Below are 20,707 nucleotides of genomic sequence, written 5' to 3'. Positions count from 1 at the left end.
ACCGCGCCGTGATCCTTGTGGCCCCACCAGGTCAGCACATCGGTTTGGGCAAGACGGGCCTCGCTCAGCCCATGTTCCGGCTCCTGCAGCGTCGCCGTCGTCGCCGAGATGCCGGGATCGCTATTCAGCGCATTGGCGATCGTCGTATGCATGCCCTCGGGATAGAGGCCCCGGACGATCGCATTGGTATTCTCGTGAATATTCTCTCCCCACACAACGGTGCGTATGGTCATGCTGTGCTCCTCTGGAAGCTGGAAGTCGATAGGCGGGACGGCATAGTCAAAGCGCTTTGGAAGGCGGCGCCGGCTTTGCCTCGTCTCCTCCACGTCAGAGGAACACATAGACCTTTGTCAGGAATTTGACAAAGGGGAAAATCTGCCGGCGGCAGCCAAGCGAGATCATTTGCAATATTGCTGCAAAATCAATGAGAAATGGATTTCGAGAACAGATTGACCACGAGGACGCCCGATATGATCAGCGCGAGACCGATCATCGCCGGCAGATCGAGGCGCTGCTTAAAGAAGATCAGCCCGATCCAAGAAATCAGCACGATTCCCAAAGCGCTCCAAATTGCATAGGCGATCCCGACGGGAATGCTCTTCAACGTCAAGGACAGGCAATAGAAAGCCGCCGCATAGCAAATGACGACAAGCGCCGTCGGCCCGATGCGGGTGAACTGCTGCGACAGTTGCAGCGCCGTCGTGCCGATGACCTCGAGCACGATGGCTGCAAAGAGCAGCCCGTAGATGGCGGCCTGGCTCATGGTGGTATTCCCTGAATTACTTTCCGGTCAGTTCGACAAGGCGGTCGATGAGATTCCGCCTCAAAGGATCAGCGATATCATGGCTCTCCAGCGTGTCTGCGAACCACAGCCCGTCGACTGCGAAACGCACGATCTGCGCATCGGGCGAGGAATCGGTGCCGACATATTCCTCCGTCCGCGCCTGCACCCATTGCCGCCAGCGAAGGCGTAGCCGGGGTTCGGCGAGAAGCGCGATCGTCACCTGCGTCCACCCGCTGGAATCGTCGGGACGATCTTTGAGGCCGCACACCGCCCTGAGGTAGGCTCGGGTGAAGCGACCCTGCGGCACGGGATCACCACGCATCAGTTCCTCGATATCGGCGTCGAACCTTTCGAGCAGGCTCTCGAACAGCGCGTCAAGCAGCGCGTTCTTCGTCGGAAAATGATGCAGCAAGCCGCCCTTGCTGACGCTGGAGGCGGCGGAGACCGCATCGAGAGTCACAGCCGCCATGCCTTCACTGGCGGCGAGACGCGCGGCGACTTCCAGCAATTGCTGGCGCACGAGAGCCGGTTGCTTCTTGCGATGGTGAGCGTTTGACATGCCATACAAAGATACCGTCCGGACGGTTTTGTCAAGAGCAATCGATGACCCTGCGCCGCGGCATGATGCGCGAAATGCCGCGGCACCTTGATGACAGTTGCGATCATTTTCCATCAAGTGCATGAAGATGCCGGGAATGCGAATGAGATCGGGGATGCTTTCGTGACGGAGAAGGTCACCACTCTATATGAAGCGATCGGCGGCGATCCCGCCGTGCGGGCGCTGACGCATCGCTTCTACGCGCTGATGGATACGCTGCCGGAGGCAAAGAACGTGCGCGCCGTGCACCCGCCGAGCCTCGAAGGCAGCGAAGAGAAATTCTACGAATACATGAGCGGCTATCTCGGCGGCCCGCCGCTCTATACCGACAAGCGCGGCCATCCGCGCCTGCGCAGCCGCCATTTCGTCGCCGAGATTGGGCCTCTCGAGCGCGACGAATGGCTGCTCTGCTTCCGCCGCGCGCTCGACGAAACGATATCCAACCAGGCGCTGCGGGATCTCATCTGGACGCCGGTCGAACGCCTCGCCCATCACATGCAAAACAAGGAAGAGTCATGAGCCTGAACACGCGCCTGGAGCCGGTGCTCTATCTCTTTGCTGGCCTGTTCGGCGTCTCCGGCGTGGCGCTTGCCGCGCTTGCCGCCCATGGCGGCGGCGAGGCCAACCTTGCGGCATCCGCCTCCGCCATGTGCCTCGCGCATGCCCCCACCCTGCTGGCATTGGCGCTCGGCACCGCCAGGTTCAAAACCGCCTGGCTGGCCGGTTTCCTGATGATCGTGGGAACCCTGCTCTTTGCCGGCGATCTCGTCACGCTCCGCTTCTCCGGCTCCGGTCTCTTCCCCTATGCCGCGCCGACCGGCGGCTGGGCGATGATGCTCGGTTGGCTGGCTGTGGCGGCGGGTGCTGTCTTGCGAGTTCGCTCCTGAGAAAGCTTTGACTCATCCCCAACTGGGCGGCTGATGGAAGGCGCCACCTCTCCTCCCTCATCCCTGTGCTCGTCACAGGGGTCCAGTGCGCCCGACCCCTTGGGCGCGGAGGACCCATTCATTGCAGAGAGTCAATCACGGCGCGGACGCGCCGTCGCTGAATTCCAGTGACATCCCTCGGGCAAGGCCCTGAGGCCACGGGAATGAGGGAGGATAGAGGACCCTCGCCTTCTCCATACAAATGCATCAACCGCTATCAGACACCCTCGACCACGTTAAAGCCCTCAAAAACCGGCGGCCCCTTGTACATGGCCTTCCGGTCTCCGGCATTGCGGTGCGCCGCGCGAAAGTTCTCGGACTTCGTCCAGTTCTGGAAATCGTCTTCGCTCTTCCAGACCGTGTGCGAGGAATAGAGCGTGTAGCCCCCTTCTTCGCTGGCCTTGCCGCGCAGCAGGTGGAATTCGACGAAACCGGGCACCTCGGCCAGGCTGGAATCGCGATCGCGCCAGACGGTCTCGAAATCTCGTTCGGTCCCGGTTACGACCTTGAAGCGGTTCATTGCGATATACATGAAATCTCCTTACGCCTTCCTCTTGGCCGCCGCCCTTACCGCAGGGGAGGGAAAGGCGAGAATATTATTGCCGTTTGCCGCCGCCGCGCCAAGCGGTCTCGTGGCCGCCTCCCCGGGCATGCGCGCCTCCCAGGTCGGGAACAGCGTCACATTATGATAGGTCTGCTGGCGTGCGGCATGCTGCTGGAACAGTTCGTAGAGCTCGGGCACGAGGCCGTCGCCGCTCTGTGCGTCTAGCTTGTGGAGACCGATCATGGTGAAGCCGTCAGGGCGCTGGTCGTTCATCGGGAATTGTCTCGTTCGTTCATCGTCTGCAGCGCACGTTCCAGGCTGGACTTGCTGCCGTTTCGAAGCGGGATGAAGGCCTTGCTGAACTTCTTGCAGCCGGTCTTCACGCGCAGGCAGGCATCGTGGCTGATACAGTCGATGGGGCAGAACACGCAGTCGACGGAGGGAAGCAGCGTGTCGATGCGGGAAACCGCTTCGCGAAGGCCGCCATCGTGATGAATGAGCTCGGCGCCGAAATTGCTGGCGATCTGGCGCAGATGCGCCACCTGGCAGTCACGACCGCCGACATAAAGGAAACTGCGGCCACCCAATTTGGATCGTCCGTTGGATGCCTGGCCGGCCTCCTCGCCCACGCTGTCGCGGACATCCCGGTTCGATCCCTTCTTGCCCTTGCGAGCCATATGCCACCCGTTCGCTGGTTGATCGTCACACGATTCCTGCGTGTGCGGACGGACCTTATTAAACTTGATTTTTGTAGTAAAGTATAAAGTTGATTATCTTTGTCATATTTATTGGATCTGAATTGGCGCCGACATGGTCATGGCTCGCCCACCTGGCGGAGGGCTGAACGGCGCAGCCCGCCGTACCGCATCAAGAGCAAGCTGATCAATATCGGGAACACCCGACCCCTGCGAAACGCGGGCCGAAGTCAACCCACCGTTACCGCTCACCGAAAAGGTCACGACAACGCTACCTTCGACACCACGGGGCTTCCTGATGGCGCGACGAATACGGTTTCGGACCTTGCCTTTGTAGTTGGCAACTGCCGCAGTACCGACACCATCATTATTATCGCTGGCAGCCTGCGAATTGCTATCCGATTGCGCCGACGAACTCCCCTCGGCGACGCCCCTCTGAGAATCCTGCTGCCCTTCGCCTCGCGAACCAGCAGTCTTCTTAGGCGTTCGCTTCTTTTCAACCGGCTTAGGCTTCTCTTGCGTCGCCGCCGGCTTCGGCGTTACAACCTCCCGAGGCTGCTCCGGCTCCGGCTGTACTTCGGCTGACTGAACCGCAGTCGGTTGCACCTCGGATGGTTGCACTTCAGGAGAAACCGTGTCGACCGTCACCTGCCGTTCGGGAACAACCGTCGACATCGGCTGCACGACGGAGTCCTCGGCCGGCACCTCGGAAACCAGAATCTCCGGCTCCACAGCCGCTGAGGTTTCCCGCGAAACCCGCGTTACTTCTTGCGCTGGTACTTGCTGAATGGGGTCCTGCGCTTCGACAGGCGCAACCTCGATCGGCTGAACGGTTTCCGGCTGAAGTTGAGCTGTCACGGGTTCCGTCGGCTGGATCGTGTCGGGCTGCACCGCTTGGGGAATGATCTCTTCCTGAACAGTCGTTTCGGTCTCGCCGGCGGCTGCCTGGTCGATGTCGGAATTGCCGTACATGACGACGCTCACCGCCTGACCAGCTTCTTCGATCGCCTCCTCTGGAGGGTTGGGAAATGCGACGATCAGCGCAGTCGCCAATGCCGCATGAAAGACCAGAGAGCATATGCAGGTCAGCGTCAGCCGGCGCTGCACCGGCGCCTTCTCGTCTTCCTGCTTTTCCACCGCCGCATCCATTGGTGGCGGGGTGACCGAAGATGCAGGTGCTGCTTCCGGATGATCGGGGAAGGAGGATATCTGCGCGAAACGCGCATAATAAACGACGGCCTCGCCGGCCGGCTGGCGCTGCGCATTAAGCAGGTCGGAAAGTTCATGCCCGAGATTATTGGCGTTTAGGCTGCCGTCGGCGTCCGCCTCCCCGATGAGCACGTGTCTCGATCTGGATTTCGCTGAAATCGCCATTGTTTACGCCTCGGACAACCTAGAACATGTCCGCCGGGGTTCATCCCGGCGTCTTCTTATCCCTCGAAAGGAACGGAGATCTGCGAGCGGGTGACGAGACCCTTCATGCATTCGCCAGCGACCGGCCCGTCGCACACCGGCGTATCGTTGATGAGGATGCGGGTCACGCTCTCGCATTTGACATTCGGCATGTCGAACTGGCGCACGCGCTTCTTGCCTTGCGGCAGATCACGGAAGTCGAGAACGGTGACGCGGTCGACGGCATTCTTGTCGTTGAAGAAGGCGAGCTCGAAGGAAACCTTGTTGATGGCGGCAGGCAGCTTGTTGAGCGCCACGAAGGTCATCATGCAGCCCTTCGGCGAGGGCGCCAGCGCGTTGAGTTCGACATCGAGGGAGGCTGCGGGCGCCGCCTCTTGCGCCTGGGCTACGCCTGCAACTGTCATCACCAAGCCGGCCGCAACGGCCGCAAACCTACCCGTCATAATCTTCTCCGTATTGTCGTGAGCCGTCGGCCGACGGCTTCGTATCAGCAATCTCAAAAACTTGACTGCGTTAGTCTCCTATTGCGTCTTTAAAAAAGTATGAGTAAGAAAGTCAAGATAATTGTAAACGCAGCCGGAGACCTTCAGATCCCCGGTCTCATGGAATTGCCAGCCCAAATGATGGTTGAAAAGCCAGATACTTTTAAACATGCGCCACTGCCCAGCGAGCCGGCGGCGCAGCACCGGACCGTCGAAAGCGCGGATCTTTTCCGCGGCACGAACGAGATCATGATCAGACATGGCGGGCTGGTTTACCGCCTGAAGATTACCCGCCAGGGCAAACTCATTCTCAATAAATAGGCTAAGACATGACTGAGCAGAAAAGACCGGCGCCATCAGAAATCCGCGCGTTTCGCGCCGAAAATCCGAAGATGCGCGAGCGCGATATCGCCGCCCAGCTGAAGATTTCCGAGGCAGCCCTCGTCGCCGCGGAAACCGGCATCAGCGTCACCCGCATCGACGGCAGTGCCACGAAACTGCTCGAGCGCGTGGAACGCCTCGGTGAAGTGATGGCGCTGTCGCGCAACGAAAGCGCGGTGCACGAAAAGATCGGTGTCTTCGAAAACATCAAGGCCGGCATGCAGAGCGCGATCGTTCTCGGCGAGAATATCGATCTGCGCATCTTCACGAGCCGCTGGGAGCATGGCTTCGCCGTCTCCAAGAAGGATGGCGACCAGGAGCGCCTCAGCCTGCAATATTTCGACAAGGCAGGCAACGCCGTGCACAAGGTGCATCTGCGCCCGAATTCGAATATCGAGGCCTATCATGCCATCGTCGCCGAACTGAGGCTTGAAGACCAGTCGCAGGAATTCGTCGAGGCCGAGGTGTCGAATACGGCCGAGGAAGCTGCCGATGTCAGCCGCGACGAACTGCGCGACAACTGGAGCAAGCTCACCGATACCCACGAATTCTTCGGCATGCTGAAGCGTCTGAAGATCGGTCGCCAGGCGGCGATCCGCACCGTCGGCGACGACTACGCCTGGAAGCTCGACAACACCGCGACAGCGGAAATGATGCACGCTTCGGTCAAATCGGGCCTACCGATCATGTGCTTCGTCGCCAATAACGGCATCGTCCAGATCCATTCCGGCCCGATCTTCAACGTGCAGGCGATGGGCCCGTGGATCAACATCATGGACCCGACCTTCCATCTGCATCTGCGCCAGGATCACATCGCCGAGACCTGGGCAGTGCGCAAGCCGACCAAGGACGGCCACGTCACCTCGCTTGAAGCCTACGATGCCGCGGGCGAAATGATCATCCAGTTTTTCGGCAAGCGGAAGGAAGGTTTCGACGAACGCGCCGAATGGCGAGAGATCATGGAAAACCTGCCACGGGCAGCAAGCAAAGCGGCATAAGGATACAGCGATGACGATGCGTAACAAACCGCGCCGGATCCGTCTCTGGGAACTCGCCCTGACGGCGGCCGTCGTGGCGCTGCCGGTGATCTCGACCGCGCCGGCCGGCGGAAGCTTCGCCTTCGTCCGCGCCGCCCATGCCGAGGAGAAAAAGCTCGACACCTCGCGACTGGTTTCGGTCGGCGGCGACGTCACCGAGATCATCTATGCGCTCGGCGAGGAAAGCCGGCTGATTGCTCGCGACACCACGAGCCTCTATCCGGAAGCGGCGCTGAAACTGCCCAATGTCGGTTACATGCGCGCGCTCTCGCCGGAAGGTGTCCTGTCCATGAACCCGACAGCGATCATTGCTATCGAAGGTTCCGGACCGCCGGAGGCGCTTGCTGTGCTGAAGAATGCCAGCGTGCCTTTCGAGACCGTGCCGAGCACCTTCACCCGCGACGGCATCATCGCCAAGATCGACCGGGTCGGTACTCTGCTCGGTGTCTCCGACAAGGCGAGAGCGCTCGAAGCAAAAGTCGCGGCCGATCTCGACGCGGCGATCGCCGACGCCGAAAAGCGTCCGGAGGCCGAACGCAAGCGTGTTCTCTTCATCCTCAGCGCCCAGAACGGTCGGATTATGGCATCGGGCACCGGCACGGCGGCCGACGGCGTGATCAAGCTTGCCGGCGCCGTCAACGCCGTCGGCGTCTTCCCGGGCTATAAGCCGCTGACGGACGAGGCGATCATCGAAGCCAAGCCCGACATCATTCTGATGATGAACCGCGGCGATGGCGCCGGCACCAAGAACGAGGACCTGCTGGCGCAGCCGGCGATCGCGCTGACGCCGGCCGGCGAGAAGAAAGCGATCATCCGCATGGACGGTGTCTACCTGCTCGGCTTCGGCCCGCGCACGGCAAGCGCGGTGCGCGACCTCAACGCGGCGATCTACGGGGGCTGATCATGGCCCTGCCCCAAGCCATGACGGCGCAAAGGCGATCATTCCCGACAGCGACGATGCATGAAGGCAGGCAGGCAGGTGACAGGACACGGCTCGCCCTGCTGGCGATCGCCCTGCTTGCCGCCGGCTCTGTCTTCGCGATGCTATTTTCGATGACGACGGGCGCCTCGGATGCCTCGATCCTCGACGTCATCGCCAACATGGCCGGCTCCGAGACGGCGCTGAGCGCCCGCGACCGGATCATCATCTTTGATATCCGCCTGCCCCGCGCGATCCTCGGCTTCCTGATCGGCGCCTCGCTTGCCGTTTCGGGCACGGTGATGCAGGGCTTGTTCCGCAATCCGTTGGCCGATCCCGGTCTCGTCGGCGTCTCTTCCGGCGCAAGCTTCGGCGCGGTTGCCATGATCGTGCTCGGCGGCGGTGTCGCAGCCCCGCTCCAGGCATTTTTCGGCATCTACGCTCTGCCGGCGGCCGCCTTCAGCGGCGGTCTCGCCACGACATTGCTGCTCTACAGGATCGCAACACGGCATGGCCAGACCTCGGTGGCGACGATGCTGCTTGCCGGCATCGCGCTCGGCGCGCTTGCGCTGGCGCTCACCGGCCTGCTGATCTACATGGCGAATGACCAGCAGCTGCGCGATCTGACCTTCTGGAGCATGGGCTCGCTTGCCGGCGCCACATGGACGAAGATTGCCGCCGCTGGTCCGATCATCCTCCTGTCCTTCACCGCACTACCCTTCATGGCCCGCGGCCTCAATGCCATCACGCTCGGCGAAGCGGCGGCCTTTCACATGGGCGTGCCGGTGCAGCGGCTGAAGAATGTCGCGATCATCGGCGTCGCGGCTGCGACCGGCGCTTCCGTCGCTGTCAGCGGCGGCATTGGCTTCGTCGGAATCGTCGTGCCGCACATCCTGCGCATGGCGATCGGCCCGGATCATCGTTTCCTGCTGCCGGCCGCAGCCCTTCTCGGCGGCTCGTTGCTGATCTTCGCCGACGTGCTCGCCCGCACTCTGGTCGCCCCGGCCGAGCTGCCGATCGGCATCATCACCGCAGCGGTCGGCGGACCGTTCTTCCTGTGGATCCTGCTGAAGCAGCGATCGCGCCTTGCCCTCTGAGAGAACCTTGTGAGTGACTGAGATGATCGAAGTGTCCGGCCTCTCCGTGCGCCTTTCCGGCAAGGCGATCATCAACGACGTCACGTTCATCGCAAAGGCCGGTGAACTGACGGCGATCGCCGGGCCGAACGGCTCCGGCAAGACAACGACGATGAAAGCGATATCAGGCGAGCTTGCTTATGACGGCTCGGTGCGCATCGACGGCGGCGAGGTGAAGAGACTGAAACCCTGGCAGCTTGCCGCTATCCGCGGCGTGCTGCCGCAAGCAAGCACCATCTCCTTTCCCTTCACCGTGCGCGAGATCGTCCGCATGGGCCTGACCTCCGGCGTGAACCTCCATCCCGACAAAGCCGATCAGACGGCGGCCGCGGCCCTTGCCTCCGTCGACCTGACCGGCTTCGAAGGCCGCTTCTATCAGGAGCTCTCGGGCGGCGAGCAGCAACGCGTGCAGCTTGCCCGCGTGCTCTGCCAGATCTCAGAACCCAACATCGACGGCAAACCCCGCTGGCTGCTGCTCGACGAACCGGTCTCCAGCCTTGACATCAGCCACCAGCTAGCCATCATGACGCTCGCCCGCGACTTCTGCGAACGCGGTGGCGGCGTCATCGCCGTCATGCACGATCTCAACCTGACGGCGCTCTTTGCCGATCGAATCGTGCTGATGAAATCGGGCCGCCTCGCCGCCGCCGGAAGCGTCGAGCAGGTACTGACCGACGATACGATGCTTTCGGTGTTCGATTGCGCGCTGCGGATCAACCAGACGCCGGCCGACGGCACGCCTTTCGTGCTCGCCCACAGCGCCCTCCCCCGCGGATAAGCCTGCGCAAAAGGAACTTTTGCCCATCCAACACGTTGTCGGCATGATCTGGGTCAATGCCGGGCGACATCATTCATGCAACGGACGGTGGTGACCCTCGTGCGAAACAGGCGAGCTTGCGCGCGCCCAGCCAACGGAGACAGCCATGAGCTATTCTATCTTCCAGTCCGGCCGCAGCCGCCGCAACGGCACCTTCCACCATCTCGAATCCGGCATCGAAGAACAAATCGAGGCGTTGCGCGAGGAACTCGCCGAATTGACGCGCCTCGTTGGCAAGAACTCGCGCTACCAGAGCGAGAAGATTCGCAGTCAAGCCAACGCCGGCTATGAGGAGTTGCTCAGCCGCAGCGAGGATCTGCTGCGCGAGTTGCAGCAGGGCTATGAGCGCGGCGCGACCGAGATGCGCGAGACGGTGCGCAAACATCCGCTGACAACCATCGGCGCCGCCGCCGCTCTCGGCTTGGCCATCGCCTTCCTCGCTCGTCGCTGAGGAAGCGCGATGCTCTCGATCCTCGGCCTGCTGACAGGCGCAAGCGTGCATCGGACCGTTGCGCGCGTCAAACGTAACAGCATCTTCATCGCGCTTGCCGCGCTCTTCCTCCTCACGGCCTATGCGCTGGCGGTGGCCGCCGGCGCCATTTGGCTCGCCGGCATCTACGGTGCGCTTGCCGCCGTCCTCTTCCTGGCCGTCTGCGCGCTGCTGATCGCAATTATCATGCTGGTGGTGATGTCGTCCATCAACGCCCGCGAGGCACGCCGCGCCCGCCATCGCCGTGCGGCGCTGGAATCTCTGGCAACGGTTGGGCTCGGCCTCGTGCGCGCCCAGCCGCTTTTGACAGCCGGCGTGCTTGCCGCCATCGTCGCCGCCAATCTTGTGGGTTCGAAGCGGGAAGACTAAGGGGCTACCCGCTCAGGAAGCTGTGCTACCCTCTCTACACGCAAGCAGAAGATGGGGCAGGACGCCCACTCCACCTCCCTCATTCCTGTGCTCGTCACAGGAATCCATTCACGGCGCGTCTGCGCCGTGAATGAAAAAGCTTTGAAAGGAAAGAGTCTTTCGCCCAAGGACTTGGGCGCGATGGATTGCTGTGACAAGCACAGGAATGAGGGAGGAGGTAGTGCCTCGAATAGAAACCGCCGGTCCGCCAAGAGGGAGCCGGCTTCTTTTTCACGCAGAATCGCTTGTCAGAACGCAAAAGCCTTCGATGTCAGGGGCGCCGAGGTGGCGTCGGGGCCGAAATCGGCCTCGCCCGAAATCTGCAGCAATTCCTGCAGCCGCTGACGAGCGCGGTTGACGCGGCTCTTGATCGTGCCGACGGCGCAGCCGCAGATTTCGGCCGCCTCTTCATAGGAAAAACCCGAGGCGCCCACGAGGATGATCGCCTCGCGCTGGTCCGGCGGCAGCTGGTCGAGGGCCTTTTTGAAGTCCTGCAGATCCAACGCGCCGTATTGAGAGGGGTGCATTGCCATCGATTCCGTGAACAGCCCGTCGCTGTCCTGCACCTCGCGGCCGCTCTTGCGCATCTGGCTATAGAGTTCGTTGCGCAGGATCGTGAAGAGCCAAGCCTTCATATTGGTGCCCATCTCGAAATGATCCTGCTTGGCCCAGGCTTTCATGATGGTATCTTGAACGAGATCGTCGGCGCGGTCATGGCGGCCGATGAGCGAAATCGCGAATGCGCGAAGGCTGGGCAGGGCCGCCAGCAGTTCCCGCTTGAAGCTGGGTTGCACTTTTTCTTCCATGCGACGATCCTATTCGGCCATCTTGGCGGAAGCCATCATCTCGGCATGGTCGAGCTTTTCGAGAAGATCGAGAAAACGATCCGGGATCGCCTCATCCTGCGCGGCCGCATAAAGCGACCGCAATCTGACGCCGATCTGATTGTTCGGGTCCAGGATATCGCTTGCCCGCAGCTCCAGCTTTCGCTGATCGGCTGCATCTTTCTTGCGTGTCGTCATCAATTCGTCTTCTCGCCGTTTTTCTGTGCCAGAGGCGTGCACGGTATTCACGAAATCAACCACCGACACCGACCGTTCCCCTATCGATGTCGCTGTTCGCCGCGCATGGGTCAAAATGCTACGCCCTTTCTTTGTCGGCTGGAATAATGCGGCGCGACAAAAAAAGTTCCTGCCATTCCGGAACTTTTTTATCAAGGCAGCGTTAATTGCTCATTGAACCCACGACCGGCCTGCATACGGGAGCCATTAATGACACTTTCTACTCGAATTGCGCCGCACCTTCCTTATCTGCGTCGCTATTCCCGCGCCCTTACCGGCACCCAGACTTCAGGCGACGCTTATGTCGCTGCCGTTCTCGAAGCTATTATAGCCGACTTGTCGATTTTCCCGGACACGGCCAATGACCGAGTGGCACTTTACAAACTGTTCACGCAACTGTTTGGTTCCACCGCAGTCCAGATTCCGGAACCGACCTCGCCTTATGCATGGGAACAGCGCGCCACGCTCAACCTGTCCAAGGTCTCACCAGGCGCCCGACAGGCCTTCCTGCTCGCTTCGGTGGAGAATTTTCGTGTTGCGGAGATCGCAGAAATTCTCGAACTCGATGAACAGGATGTCATGCAGTTGCTCGACAAGGCCTCGCAGGAAATCTCCCGTCAGGTCGCAACCGACATTATGATCATCGAGGATGAACCGCTGATCGCCATGGATATAGAGCAGATGGTCGAAAGCCTCGGCCATCGCGTCACTGGCATCGCCCGCACGCATGCCGAAGCCGTCGCGCTCTACAACAAAACGAAGCCGAGCATGGTACTCGCCGACATCCAGCTTGCCGACGGCAGTTCGGGCATAGACGCGGTCAACGATATCCTCAAGACGTCGAGTGTGCCGGTGATCTTCATCACCGCATTCCCGGAACGGCTTTTAACCGGGGAGCGTCCCGAACCCACCTTCCTCGTCACCAAGCCATTCAACCCCGACATGGTCAAGGCGCTGATCAGCCAGGCGCTTTTCTTTAACGAATCGACCAAGGTAGCCGCCTGAGACGCAATTTTCCGGTCCTCGGAACCAAACCGCCGAAACAGGCGTTCCGGTGCTACCGGGGCGCCCCGATGACTTTAACGGTTTTTGCAGCGCTTTGTTCTAGAGTCGGCAGGCGGTTTCTGGAAGCGCGTTCCGTTCAGCGACGCTCCGGGATGTCACAAGGAAAGGCGGCCGAGTGAATACGACTGAACCATTGTCGGGCACGTCTTTCACTTTCGAAGGCAAAACCGCAATGATGGAGCGCGCGCTCGGCAGCGCCGGGATTTCAATCCTCTGCCAGGACGCCCGGCTTTCGATCTTCTACGCCGAAAATCTGCCGCCGCATTTGGCAGCGCTTTTTATGCCCGGCGGCAGTGACGCCGCCCTTTTCGGCGATGCCCATGGGCAATATCTGACGGCGCTGAAGCGTAAGGTGCTGGAGACAGGCATTCCCAACAATGCCGAGGTCGAGATCGATGTCGACGGCGAAATGCGGACCTATGAATTGAAGATCCAGCGCACCGGCGAACGCGGTGCGCTTGGACTTCTGTCCGTGATGACGGAGGTGACCGAAAGCCGGCATCGTGAGAAAGTCCTGAAATCGCTGCTGCGCGAGCTTTCGCACCGCTCGAAGAACCTTCTAGCCATCATTCAGGGTATTGCGACGCAAACGGCGCGCAACACCCTCTCGCTCGACAGCTTCCTCCTCAAGTTCCGCGGCAGGCTGCAATCGCTTTCCAATTCCCAGGACCTGGTCACGGATTCGAGTTGGCGCGGCGCCTATCTCTTCGAACTTGCGGAAAAACAATTCGCACCTTACTGGCCGGAAACATCCGGCTCCATGCCGATCTATGGCATCAATGCCCATCTGACGCCGAATGCCGCCGTGCATCTCGGGCTCGCCCTCCACGAATTGATTGTCAACTCCGCTTCCTATGGGGCGATATCAGGCGGCGCCGCCTCGATCACGTTGAACTGCCGCGAGGCGATGATCAACGACAGGAAGGCGATCGAAATAACCTGGACCGAAGTGCTGCAGGATCAGTCGGAAATCCACGAGTTCAGCGACAACAGCTTTGGCCGGACCGTGCTGGAGCGGGTAGTGCCCTCGTCGGTCAATGGCAAGGCGGAACTCAGCCTGGTGCCGGGCCGCATCGAATATCGTCTGACAATTCCCGAAACCGAATTCGAAATCTTCAGGCGTGTCTGACGGCTGACACCGCAAACAACGAAAAACAGCCGGTGCGAGGGCGGCGCACCGGCTGTCTTCACTCACCGGGAGGGGACCGTGAGTACGTCCGGATAGTGGGTTGGGGGCGCGCATGTTGGGTCGATGCGATCACCATCCGGATATCGCAATAACGATGAGCCCCGATTTTGGTTCCCTCTCATTCGAAAAAAATCCGACTTTTTTGAATCTTTTTCCGGATGCTGCTTCGTTTGTGCTGGGCGGGTCATTCGATCTGTTAGCCATGAACAAAAATTTGTAATTACAACAGTAGGTTAGTTGAAGGCCCGCGCACGGAGCGCAACAAAATTTTACCGTTTGATAAATTTTTAAACCTGAGTTACGCTTTCTCTCACAGGCCGTTTACCAATAATGAGGGAACTTCAATGGAACGTCTGGAAACTGGGATTCATGCCGGCAGGCTTTCGCCCGCCGAGTATGAGGCTAATTTTTCCGATCTGCATCCGCGCCTCGACAATCATGAGGCGCTGGTCGCCGCCGATCGCTGTTATTTCTGTTATGACGCGCCGTGCATGACGGCCTGTCCCACCTCGATCGACATTCCGCTCTTCATTCGCCAGATTTCGACCGGCAACCCGCTCGGCTCGGCGAAGACGATCTTCGACCAGAACATTCTCGGCGGCATGTGTGCCCGTGTCTGTCCCACCGAAGAGCTCTGCGAACAGGCCTGTGTGCGCAACACGGCTGAGGAACGGCCCGTCGAGATCGGCCGCCTGCAGCGTTACGCAACCGATGCCGCCATGCAGGCCGGAAAGCAGTTCTATGTCAGGGCCGAAGCGACAGGAAAGAGGGTCGCCGTCGTCGGTGCCGGCCCGGCAGGGCTTGCCGCCGCCCATCGCCTGGCGGTGAAGGGTCATACCGTGACGATTTATGACGGCAGGGAAAAATCCGGCGGCCTCAACGAATACGGCATCGCCACCTATAAGACCGTGGACGATTTCGCTCAGAAGGAGGTCGACTATATCATGTCGATCGGCGGCATTGACGTCCGGCACGGCGCCCTTCTCGGCCGCGACTTTTCGCTTTCCGATCTGCAGGCGCAATATGACGCCGTCTTCCTTGGCATCGGCCTTGCTGGCGTCAATGCGTTGCGCATCGAGGGCGAAAACCTCGCCGGTGTCGACGACGCCGTCGATTTTATCGCCGCCCTTCGCCAGGCCGAGGACAAGAGCGACATCGCTATCGGCCGCCGCGTCGTCGTCCTTGGCGGCGGCATGACGGCGATCGACGCGGCCGTGCAGGCAAAGCTGCTCGGCGCCGAGGAGGTGACGATCTGTTACCGCCGCGGCAAGGAGCACATGAACGCCTCCGAATACGAGCAGGATCTGGCCAGCTCGAACGGCGTCATCATTCGTCACTGGCTGGCGCCGAAATCGATCCTGTCGCAGGACGGCAAAGTTGCAGCCATCGAGGTGGAATATACCAAGATCGTCGAAGGCCGCCTCGTCGGCACCGGCGAAACCGGCGTGATCGCCGCCGATCAGGTCTTCAAGGCGATCGGCCAGACCTTCGATGCCGCGGGGCTGGGCTCGCTGCGCATGGAATCCGGCCGCATCGCCGTCGACGCCGAAGGGCACACCTCGCTCGACCGCGTCTGGGCCGGCGGCGACTGCGTCTTCGGCGGCGAGGATCTCACGGTTTCAGCCGTTGCCCATGGCCGCGACGCGGCCGAATCCATCCATCGCACCTTCTCCGCAACAGCCGCTCCGGCTGTCGCGGTTGCTTAAGGGGAGAGAGAACAATGGCTGATCTCCGCAATAATTTCGTCGGCATCAAATCCCCGAACCCATTCTGGCTGGCGTCCGCGCCGCCGACCGACAAGGCTTATAACGTCGAGCGCGCTTTCAAGGCGGGCTGGGGCGGCGTGGTCTGGAAGACCCTCGGCGAAGAAGGACCTCCGGTCGTCAACGTCAACGGCCCGCGCTATGGCGCCATCTTTGGCGCCGACCGCCGGCTGCTGGGCCTCAACAATATCGAGCTCATTACCGACCGCGACCTCTACACAAACCTGCGCGAAATGAAGCAGGTCAAGATGAACTGGCCGGATCGGGCGCTGATCGCCTCGATCATGGTGCCTTGCGAGGAGCAGGCCTGGAAGTCGATTCTGCCTCTGGTCGAAGAGACTAACGCTGACGGTATCGAACTGAACTTCGGCTGTCCGCACGGCATGTCGGAGCGCGGCATGGGCTCGGCCGTGGGCCAGGTGCCGGAATATATCGAAATGGTGGTGCGCTGGTGCAAGCAGTACACCCGCATGCCAGTCATCACCAAGCTGACGCCCAACATCACCGACATCCGCCGCCCTGCCCGCGCCGCCAAGGCCGGCGGCACCGATGCCGTCTCGCTGATCAATACGATCAATTCGATCGTGTCCGTCGATCTCGACAATTTCGCCCCCAACCCGACGGTCGGCGGCAAGGGCAGCCATGGCGGTTACTGCGGCCCGGCGGTCAAGCCAATCGCACTCAACATGGTCGCCGAGATCGCCCGTGATCCCGAAACCTACGGTCTGCCGATCTCGGGCATCGGCGGCATCACCACCTGGCGGGATGCGGCCGAATTCCTCGTTCTCGGGGCCGGCAATGTCCAGATCTGCACGGCCGCGATGACCTATGGCTTTAAGATCGTGCAGGAGATGATAACGGGTCTTTCCGACTGGATGGACGAAAAGGGCCATCGCAGCCTCGACGACATTACCGGCCGCGCCGTGCCCAACGTCACCGACTGGCAGTATCTCAACCTCAACTACGTCGCCAAGGCCAAGATCGATCAGGATGCCTGTATCAAATGCGGCCGCTGCCACATCGCATGTGAAGACACCTCGCATCAGGCAATTACCAATGTCGTCAATGGTCTGCGTCATTTCGAGGTGATCGAAGAGGAATGCGTCGGCTGCAATCTCTGCGTCAACGTCTGCCCGGTCGAAAACTGCATCACCATGGAACCGCTCGCTGCCGGCGCCCTCGACAAGCGCACCGGTCGCACCGTCGACCCGAACTACGCCAACTGGACGACGCACCCGAACAACCCGATGGCCCGTCAGGCGGCGGAATGACGGGCTTCGAACCCCGCAGACAAGTCCGATCCGCCGGGTACATTCGCGTGTGAGTGAGCGGCAACCAAGCTGCGGAGTTGGAGCTTGATTGCCGCCACTTAATCCGAAGGTGACGGACCGCTTATGGGAACATCGTTCGGCCGCCGAAGTTAGCGCAGGGATCTCCAGAGAGAGCCATGCGCGACAGTCCAAGCAGCGAAAAGTCAAAACCACTTCCCCCTCGTTCAAGCCGACGTCTCCCGATCGGAGCGGAGGTTGATCCCGGCGGCGTTTCTTTCCGAATATGGGCTCCCGCGAGGAAACGCTGTTTTCTCCTGATCGCCGAAAATTCCGAATACGAGATGACGCCGGAGGAAGAGGGTTACTTCACCTGTTATTTGCCTGGTCACGCCGCAGGTACAGAATACCATTTCCACTTTGGAGATGCTGGCGATCTTCTTGCCGATCCTGCCTCGCGGTTTCAGCCAACTGGTCCATCAGGGCCTTCAGTCGTCGTCGACCCGGCGCTTTATCAGTGGAACGATCCCGATTGGCAAGGCATGCAGCCCTTCGGAGCTGTTCTGTACGAGATGCATGTCGGCACCTTCACGAAAGAGGGTACTTTTGCGGCGGCAAGGGAGAAACTGGCAAACCTTCGTGAAATCGGCATCAATTGTTTGGAAATAATGCCGATCAATGAGTTTGAAGGCCAGTTCGGCTGGGGCTATGACGGCACGCTGCTTTTTGCCCCTACCCACCTCTATGGAACACCGGATGATGTGCGCGCTTTCGTCGACGAAGCCCACCGGATGGGCATCGGAGTGATCCTCGATGTCGTCTACAATCACTTCGGCCACGGCGAGCGTTTTAACGAATTCACACCAGATTACTTCACCGAGCGCTACTCGAACGAGTGGGGCAAGGCGATCAATTTCGATGGCCCGAACAGCCATGGTGTTCGCGAATATGTCGCAAAGAACGCAGCCTACTGGATCGACGAATTCCACTTCGATGGACTGCGTATCGATGCAACGCAGGCGCTGTTCGACAAGAGCCAGGAACACATCGTCACCCTCATCGCCAGGGAAGCTCGGGCAGCCGCGGGAGAGCGGCAGATCTATCTGGTCAGCGAGAATGAACCGCAACAAGCCGAAATGGTGCGGCCGGCTGAGATGGGAGGGCATGGGCTGGATGCCTTGTGGAACGATGATTTCCACCGCTCCGCGACCGTCGCGCTGACGGGCCGCAACGAAGCCTATTATCATGACCATCGCGGCACGGCGCAGGAGTTCGTTTCCGCCGCCAAATATGGCTGCCTGTTTCAGGGGCAGCGATATGATTGGCAAGATAGGCCCCGGGGAACCGCCGGGCTCGACCTGAAGCCGTGGAATTTCGTGCATTTCCTCCAAAATCACGACCAGATCGCTAATTCCGGAACGGGCGCCAGGATCGGTCGAATAACATCGCCAGCCCGCCTTCGGGCGCTCACAGCTCTCGAGCTGCTGGGGCCGCAGACGCCCATGCTCTTTCAGGGACAGGAGTTTGGTTCCTGTTCTCCGTTCCATTATTTCGCAGATCACGACGGAGAAATCGCCGACATCGTACGGCAGGGACGACGTAGTTTTATCAGCCAGTTCCCGAATCTGAGGGATGAAGGCCTTCTCGGACACATGGCGGATCCATGTGCACGCGCGACGTTCGACGAGGTAAAGCTTGATTGGAGCGAATGGGAGCGGAACGCGGCAGTCGTTCAGCTTCATCGCGACCTGCTGGATCTACGCCGGAAGGATAAGGCATTTTCTCGCCAGGCTTGCGCCAGTGACGGTCAAATGGACGGCAGTATTTTGTCCAGCACCGCCTTTCTCCTGAGGTTCTTCGCGGAGGAACCGTCTGACGAGCGATTATTGCTGATCAACTTCGGCAATGATCTCGTGATAGACAGTCTGCCGGATCCGCTTTTTGCTCCACCGGGGGCGCACCAATGGCATCTCTTGTGGTCCAGTGAAGATGCCTCCTATGGTGGCAGCGGACGCCGCCCCTATGACTTTCAGAAGCGCTGGGTATTGAACGGGGAAATTGCCCTCGTTCTTGCCTCCGCAAAACACCAGAATCAGCGAAACGCGCCGGCAGTGGCCATGGAGGAGTGGCAAGCCGGCATTTTGCGAACCGGGGATCCCGACACTTAACCGCAGTCGTTCGGATTTCGTCGTTCAAGCAGCCGTTCGAGGAACTGAGCAAGGGAGTGACCTGAATTCTCACCATCGCCGCTAAGGACGGTGACGCCCCACCTCTTCAGAACGTGTACTTGGACTTCGGTTGGCTCGTGCATGAAGAGAAATAGCGGCGGCCGGTGTCGGTCCAGCCCTGTTCGGCGCCATGTTGACCACAGGTGATGGAGCAGAAAGCGAATATTCAGATCTGACATGCTGTAGCCGACGAACAGCAACGTCGAGGCGAAGGCATCGCTCCTGAATTTAATGTCCAAGGGAGCGTCGAACGACAGGCGATCGAAATAATCGGACTCTGTCAGCACGAGCGTGTCCGGATCGGAGAAATCGCCATGGTACTTGACGATTTGCGTTCTGCCGACCGGCGCGGTCGCCATGTCTTTCGCACTTGTGATCCGCGTGAATGGGCGTCCGAACGTCTCATAGGACATTTCCAGATTTGCATCATAATTTGTGGTGTAAACGAGAGGAAAGTCCAATTCCACGATGAGCCGATGCAGCTCCGAAGTCCTCAGCTGATCCGGCGAAATCCGCCACTCGCGTTTCATCCATTCGACCAACTGAGACAATGAGCCGTGTCTCAACCGGTAATACTCCGCGATTTCTTGATAGGTTGTGCCGTGCTCTGCGGCGAACGACGAAGGCAGGCCCAGATCCATCAACATGTGTTCGATGAGGCGGGACCAGGACGGCAAGCCGACATTCATTGATATTCCTGCCCCAACGAACAAAATGGCCTGCCTGCGTTCAAGCGCGGTGGCGATGGCCAATATCTGTTCATCGTGCGGCACGAATCCTCCTGACTGCCGTAGACCGAACGTCGTCTGGAGAGACTTGTTTCCGTGCGCTAGCGTACCCCGGTGGCGTGCTTTGGAGGCCTTGTGCTGGAAATAGACGCGGCCGCTCCCAATTTCGTTGGCGAGCGTGACTTCGGTGCGATGCAATCCGCCGCGCGCACTAGGTTCCCTTGGGCGCCTGCAAGGCGCGATGGACCGGCAGCTCCGTCATTCGCCTGAGCCTGCCTGGGTGGCGTCGCCGACCCTCTGGGGGCCTCTGCGCGTCTCCAATTCATGCGCATACGGTCCCGCATGTCCACCGGTTCTCATGAAGTGCCTATCGATCTCGGCAATGATCGCCTCGGCTTTTTCTCCGCCATTTAATCTGATCAGCGCGTCCAGTTTGGCTTCCGTGCGGTCATCATTTTCCTTCGAAGACGGAGATCCGATATAGAGAAAGTATGCGAGACCGACGACCTGCCAGAGCAATTGCAGGAATTCGGACTGCCAATTTTCAAAGGTGTCTCGACCCATCTCCATGAGGTAGGCGTTCATATCGGGGGCTTGGCCGTGGCTCTGCTGCTCGCCGACGAAAGCAAACCACCCAAACAACCAGTGGCCGGCGAGCGAAAATAGAAAGAACCCGACTGTGATCCAGGCGTAGGCGTATTTCTTGAACATAATACCTCCTTCGGCAGGCAACTGGTGCGGCGCGTGTGCGAGCAGCCGCATTTGAAGTCCTCGT

At 60.2% G+C, this 20,707-nt stretch carries 25 protein-coding genes and 1 pseudogene; 14 read left to right on the top strand and 12 right to left on the bottom strand.

The features are described 5' to 3' along the window. The 3 genes and pseudogenes from GA0061105_RS22720 to GA0061105_RS22710 form a co-directional block, all read right to left on the bottom strand. Nucleotides 1-233 (bottom strand): annotated as a pseudogene (locus tag GA0061105_RS22720) (ThuA domain-containing protein); the annotation flags it as partial. Nucleotides 234-421: 188 nt separating this feature from the next. Continuing rightward, entirely contained in the window at nucleotides 422-748 is a 327-nt protein-coding gene (locus tag GA0061105_RS22715; protein WP_425348777.1) for an SMR family transporter, read from the bottom strand. 31 nt (nucleotides 749-779) lie between these two features. After that, entirely contained in the window at nucleotides 780-1,343 is a 564-nt protein-coding gene (locus tag GA0061105_RS22710) for a TetR/AcrR family transcriptional regulator (RefSeq protein WP_092752993.1), read from the bottom strand. 162 nt (nucleotides 1,344-1,505) lie between these two features. On the opposite strand from GA0061105_RS22710, the gene GA0061105_RS22705 reads away from it, so the two are divergent. After that, a complete protein-coding gene (locus tag GA0061105_RS22705) occupies nucleotides 1,506-1,901 on the top strand; it encodes a group II truncated hemoglobin (RefSeq protein WP_064695528.1) in 396 nt (131 codons plus the stop codon). Next, the gene (locus GA0061105_RS22700; RefSeq protein WP_092752991.1) at nucleotides 1,898-2,269 is read left to right on the top strand and encodes a DUF423 domain-containing protein; all 372 of its coding nucleotides are present in this window, start codon (nucleotides 1,898-1,900) and stop codon (nucleotides 2,267-2,269) included. The genes GA0061105_RS22705 and GA0061105_RS22700 overlap by 4 nt, the downstream gene beginning before the upstream one ends. Before the next feature lie 256 nt (nucleotides 2,270-2,525). Here the strand turns inward: GA0061105_RS22700 and hmuQ are convergent, their stop codons facing one another. The 5 genes from hmuQ to GA0061105_RS22675 form a co-directional block, all read right to left on the bottom strand. Further along, nucleotides 2,526-2,840, bottom strand: coding sequence for a heme-degrading protein HmuQ (hmuQ, locus tag GA0061105_RS22695; RefSeq protein WP_092752989.1), 315 nt, complete (start codon nucleotides 2,838-2,840; stop codon nucleotides 2,526-2,528). Between the two features lie 9 nt (nucleotides 2,841-2,849). Next, nucleotides 2,850-3,125: a hypothetical protein gene (locus GA0061105_RS22690; protein WP_092752987.1), complete on the bottom strand. Its 276-nt coding sequence runs from the start codon at nucleotides 3,123-3,125 to the stop codon at nucleotides 2,850-2,852. Next, a complete protein-coding gene (locus GA0061105_RS22685; protein WP_064695449.1) occupies nucleotides 3,122-3,529 on the bottom strand; it encodes a DUF2325 domain-containing protein in 408 nt (135 codons plus the stop codon). The genes GA0061105_RS22690 and GA0061105_RS22685 overlap by 4 nt, the downstream gene beginning before the upstream one ends. Before the next feature lie 108 nt (nucleotides 3,530-3,637). Then, nucleotides 3,638-4,921 (bottom strand): cell envelope integrity protein TolA, encoded by a 1,284-nt coding sequence (gene tolA, locus GA0061105_RS22680; protein WP_092752985.1) that lies wholly within the window; start codon nucleotides 4,919-4,921, stop codon nucleotides 3,638-3,640. A gap of 56 nt (nucleotides 4,922-4,977) precedes the next feature. Then, on the bottom strand, nucleotides 4,978-5,403 hold the full coding sequence (locus tag GA0061105_RS22675) for a hypothetical protein (protein ID WP_092752983.1): 426 nt from the start codon (nucleotides 5,401-5,403) through the stop codon (nucleotides 4,978-4,980). A 177-nt stretch (nucleotides 5,404-5,580) separates the two neighbouring features. Between GA0061105_RS22675 and hemP the strand changes: the two genes are divergently transcribed. The 7 genes from hemP (at nucleotide 5,581) to GA0061105_RS22640 (ending at nucleotide 10,591) form a co-directional block, all read left to right on the top strand. Further along, complete coding sequence (gene hemP, locus GA0061105_RS22670; protein ID WP_064695529.1) at nucleotides 5,581-5,763, top strand: hemin uptake protein HemP; 183 nt, start codon at nucleotides 5,581-5,583, stop codon at nucleotides 5,761-5,763. Between the two features lie 8 nt (nucleotides 5,764-5,771). After that, nucleotides 5,772-6,821: a hemin-degrading factor gene (locus GA0061105_RS22665; RefSeq protein ID WP_064695452.1), complete on the top strand. Its 1,050-nt coding sequence runs from the start codon at nucleotides 5,772-5,774 to the stop codon at nucleotides 6,819-6,821. Between the two features lie 10 nt (nucleotides 6,822-6,831). Beyond that, nucleotides 6,832-7,761, top strand: a complete 930-nt coding sequence (locus tag GA0061105_RS22660; RefSeq protein ID WP_064695453.1) for a heme/hemin ABC transporter substrate-binding protein — start codon at nucleotides 6,832-6,834, stop codon at nucleotides 7,759-7,761. A 2-nt stretch (nucleotides 7,762-7,763) separates the two neighbouring features. Beyond that, the gene (locus GA0061105_RS22655; RefSeq protein ID WP_064695454.1) at nucleotides 7,764-8,876 is read left to right on the top strand and encodes a FecCD family ABC transporter permease; all 1,113 of its coding nucleotides are present in this window, start codon (nucleotides 7,764-7,766) and stop codon (nucleotides 8,874-8,876) included. Between the two features lie 22 nt (nucleotides 8,877-8,898). Next, on the top strand, nucleotides 8,899-9,693 hold the full coding sequence (locus GA0061105_RS22650) for a heme ABC transporter ATP-binding protein (protein WP_092752981.1): 795 nt from the start codon (nucleotides 8,899-8,901) through the stop codon (nucleotides 9,691-9,693). A 145-nt stretch (nucleotides 9,694-9,838) separates the two neighbouring features. Further along, nucleotides 9,839-10,183 (top strand): glycine zipper domain-containing protein, encoded by a 345-nt coding sequence (locus tag GA0061105_RS22645; RefSeq protein ID WP_092752979.1) that lies wholly within the window; start codon nucleotides 9,839-9,841, stop codon nucleotides 10,181-10,183. A gap of 9 nt (nucleotides 10,184-10,192) precedes the next feature. Beyond that, the gene (locus GA0061105_RS22640; protein WP_064695457.1) at nucleotides 10,193-10,591 is read left to right on the top strand and encodes a hypothetical protein; all 399 of its coding nucleotides are present in this window, start codon (nucleotides 10,193-10,195) and stop codon (nucleotides 10,589-10,591) included. A 287-nt stretch (nucleotides 10,592-10,878) separates the two neighbouring features. Here the strand turns inward: GA0061105_RS22640 and GA0061105_RS22630 are convergent, their stop codons facing one another. After that, complete coding sequence (locus GA0061105_RS22630; RefSeq protein WP_064695458.1) at nucleotides 10,879-11,436, bottom strand: RNA polymerase sigma factor; 558 nt, start codon at nucleotides 11,434-11,436, stop codon at nucleotides 10,879-10,881. A 9-nt stretch (nucleotides 11,437-11,445) separates the two neighbouring features. Beyond that, nucleotides 11,446-11,652 carry a NepR family anti-sigma factor gene (locus GA0061105_RS22625; protein ID WP_064695530.1) on the bottom strand — a complete coding sequence of 69 codons (207 nt, stop codon included), beginning with the start codon at nucleotides 11,650-11,652 and terminating at the stop codon, nucleotides 11,446-11,448. 249 nt (nucleotides 11,653-11,901) lie between these two features. Here GA0061105_RS22625 and GA0061105_RS22620 point away from each other — a divergent pair, with 249 nt between their 5' ends. From GA0061105_RS22620 to treZ, 5 genes are all read left to right on the top strand, one after another. Then, nucleotides 11,902-12,696, top strand: coding sequence for a response regulator (locus GA0061105_RS22620; RefSeq protein ID WP_020922074.1), 795 nt, complete (start codon nucleotides 11,902-11,904; stop codon nucleotides 12,694-12,696). Between the two features lie 193 nt (nucleotides 12,697-12,889). Then, nucleotides 12,890-13,885 carry a sensor histidine kinase gene (locus GA0061105_RS22615; protein ID WP_208601689.1) on the top strand — a complete coding sequence of 332 codons (996 nt, stop codon included), beginning with the start codon at nucleotides 12,890-12,892 and terminating at the stop codon, nucleotides 13,883-13,885. A gap of 404 nt (nucleotides 13,886-14,289) precedes the next feature. After that, nucleotides 14,290-15,651, top strand: coding sequence for an NAD(P)-dependent oxidoreductase (locus GA0061105_RS22610; protein ID WP_092752977.1), 1,362 nt, complete (start codon nucleotides 14,290-14,292; stop codon nucleotides 15,649-15,651). Nucleotides 15,652-15,665: 14 nt separating this feature from the next. After that, the gene (gene preA / locus GA0061105_RS22605) at nucleotides 15,666-16,979 is read left to right on the top strand and encodes an NAD-dependent dihydropyrimidine dehydrogenase subunit PreA (protein WP_092752975.1); all 1,314 of its coding nucleotides are present in this window, start codon (nucleotides 15,666-15,668) and stop codon (nucleotides 16,977-16,979) included. Between the two features lie 176 nt (nucleotides 16,980-17,155). Next, complete coding sequence (gene treZ / locus GA0061105_RS22600; RefSeq protein ID WP_092752973.1) at nucleotides 17,156-19,144, top strand: malto-oligosyltrehalose trehalohydrolase; 1,989 nt, start codon at nucleotides 17,156-17,158, stop codon at nucleotides 19,142-19,144. Here treZ and GA0061105_RS22595 read toward each other — a convergent pair. Both GA0061105_RS22595 and GA0061105_RS22590 read right to left on the bottom strand, forming a co-directional pair. Further along, nucleotides 19,141-19,977 carry an SIR2 family protein gene (locus GA0061105_RS22595; RefSeq protein WP_092753015.1) on the bottom strand — a complete coding sequence of 279 codons (837 nt, stop codon included), beginning with the start codon at nucleotides 19,975-19,977 and terminating at the stop codon, nucleotides 19,141-19,143. The genes treZ and GA0061105_RS22595 overlap by 4 nt on opposite strands. Nucleotides 19,978-20,190: 213 nt before the next feature. Continuing rightward, entirely contained in the window at nucleotides 20,191-20,694 is a 504-nt protein-coding gene (locus GA0061105_RS22590; protein ID WP_245304393.1) for a DUF6766 family protein, read from the bottom strand. Between the last annotated feature and the right edge of the window lie 13 nt (nucleotides 20,695-20,707).

The sequence above is a fragment of the Rhizobium aethiopicum genome (genome assembly GCF_900094625.1).
In the GTDB taxonomy this organism is placed as follows: Bacteria; Pseudomonadota; Alphaproteobacteria; order Rhizobiales; family Rhizobiaceae; genus Rhizobium; species Rhizobium aethiopicum.
The sequence above is the reverse complement of the archived record's forward strand: the minus strand, read 5'-3'. Positions and strand labels throughout refer to the sequence as shown.